The sequence below is a fragment of the Cryomorpha ignava genome (genome assembly GCF_010686655.1).
Lineage (GTDB): Bacteria > Bacteroidota > Bacteroidia > Flavobacteriales_D > Cryomorphaceae > Cryomorpha > Cryomorpha ignava.
Genome location: NZ_JAAGVY010000112.1, coordinates 1 through 1,629, shown reverse-complemented (window position 1 = coordinate 1,629; position 1,629 = coordinate 1). Strand labels below are relative to the sequence as shown.

Sequence of the window (1,629 nt, the reverse complement as noted above, 5' to 3'; positions counted from 1 at the left end):
TGTCCCGACCCCCTATAAATTAGACTACAGTTAAAGTTTGAGATTTGTTGAATAATTGTCTTTAGGTTTTTTTTAGGCATTGGCAAGTCAAGTAATCCTACCTGACTTGCTTACCCATTTTACTTTCCTTGACCGGATTATCCCTGGCAAGTTGCTCCTCAGCAGAGCTTGCTTCCGTTTGATCCGATATTTCAAATTTACGCAGCTTTTTCATTTTTCTTGTCATTTAATTTTTTGGGCACTAAAACCTGCTGTCTCGCGAGGTATTTTTCAGGACTAGTAAACCCAATACCAGAGTGGATTCTTTCTTTGTTGTAAAATGATTCCCACCTGATGAATACTTCAGTTGCATTGGAAAGAGATTCGAACTCGAACCTCCTACATACAGCATTAGCAATAATGCTGTGGTACGATTCTATGTGCGCATTCTGCTCCGGTGTGGCAGGTTTGGTGAACTCTTGGTTTATACCTTTTGACTGGAAATACTCCCTTACCATTCCGCTTTCAAACTGCGAACCATTGTCGCAACGCACATAAATTTCGTTCGGCATCTCATAATCCCGAAGCAATGCATCAAAAAAGCTAACTACGTCTTCTTTCTTGATGCTCCATTGCATCATCCACGCTATTAGATATCGGCTGTAAACGTCCACCACGCTCAACATGGGCGCATATCTACCTAGGTGGTGTATGTATATGAATTTTATGTCGAACTCCCAATAGGTAAAAGCTGTGGTAGGTTTTGGCACCAGTTCTTTCACCCATTGTTTTTTATTCTTTGGTTTCGGTCTAGCGACATTTAACAGTCGAGCCTCCTTCATCAGCCGGTACACCTTCTTGTGATTGATCCGGTATCCCAGTTCATCCTTAAGGTAATAGGTGACCTTTAGGTAACCATAGTCTACAAATTCTTGGGCAAGAAGAGCTTTTATTTCTGCCACAACCACAACGTTTTCCACCCGTGTTCCATCCACCTTGAATGTATGTCCGCTTTTACGGATCCCTTTGCGACTTTGCTCGATCAGAGGCTTGGGCTTATGGTAATAGGTACTTCTGGGTACCCCGCAGATCCTAAGCACCAATTCAGTGCAAAACCCTTCTTCTATATACAATTGGGCTACCATCATTCTTTCAGCGACCGTGACTTCTTTTTTTTTAAGAGCTCGTCTTTGATCCTGATCTCAAGTTCCTTCTCAGCCACCAATTCTTTTAAGACTTGGTTTTCTCGCATGAGCTTTTTGAGTTCACCGCTGCTGATATCCAGCTTGCCAGAAAGTGCTGTTTCACCTCCAGACTCAAAGCGAAGTCTCCAAGATTGCAGCGTAGGGTATGAGATGTCGTGCTTACGCGCTGTCTCGACCCAACCATTCTCCTTACCTTCTTTAATGATGGTGATCTTTTCCTGTGTGCTTTTTCGTTTTTTGTTTTTCATTGGTTCTAAATTAAAGTTTTTTTCAAACTTTAATCTGTGTCCAATCATTTAAGGGGCTGGAGAGCCATTCTCCTTACCTTCTTTAATGATGGTGATCTTTTCCTGTGTGCTTTTTCGTTTTTTGTTTTTCATTGGTTCTAAATTAAAGTTTTTTTCAAACTTTAATCTGTGTCCAATCATTTAAGGGGCTGGAGAGA

The 1,629-nt window shown here is 41.4% G+C and carries 2 protein-coding genes; both read right to left on the bottom strand.

Annotated elements, in window-relative coordinates:
- Positions 1 to 197: 197 nt before the first annotated feature.
- Positions 198 to 1,124 (bottom strand): IS3 family transposase, encoded by a 927-nt coding sequence (locus tag G3O08_RS20605; protein WP_239541395.1) that lies wholly within the window; start codon positions 1,122 to 1,124, stop codon positions 198 to 200.
- Positions 1,124 to 1,432 (bottom strand): transposase, encoded by a 309-nt coding sequence (locus G3O08_RS20600; RefSeq protein ID WP_163287334.1) that lies wholly within the window; start codon positions 1,430 to 1,432, stop codon positions 1,124 to 1,126. The genes G3O08_RS20605 and G3O08_RS20600 overlap by 1 nt, the downstream gene beginning before the upstream one ends.
- Between the last annotated feature and the right edge of the window lie 197 nt (positions 1,433 to 1,629).

Coding starts and splice junctions, on each gene's coding strand:
- G3O08_RS20605 (WP_239541395.1), bottom strand. CDS start 1,124: ATGGTAGCCCAATTGTATATAGAAGAAGGGTTTTGCACTGAATTGGTG.
- G3O08_RS20600 (WP_163287334.1), bottom strand. CDS start 1,432: ATGAAAAACAAAAAACGAAAAAGCACACAGGAAAAGATCACCATCATT.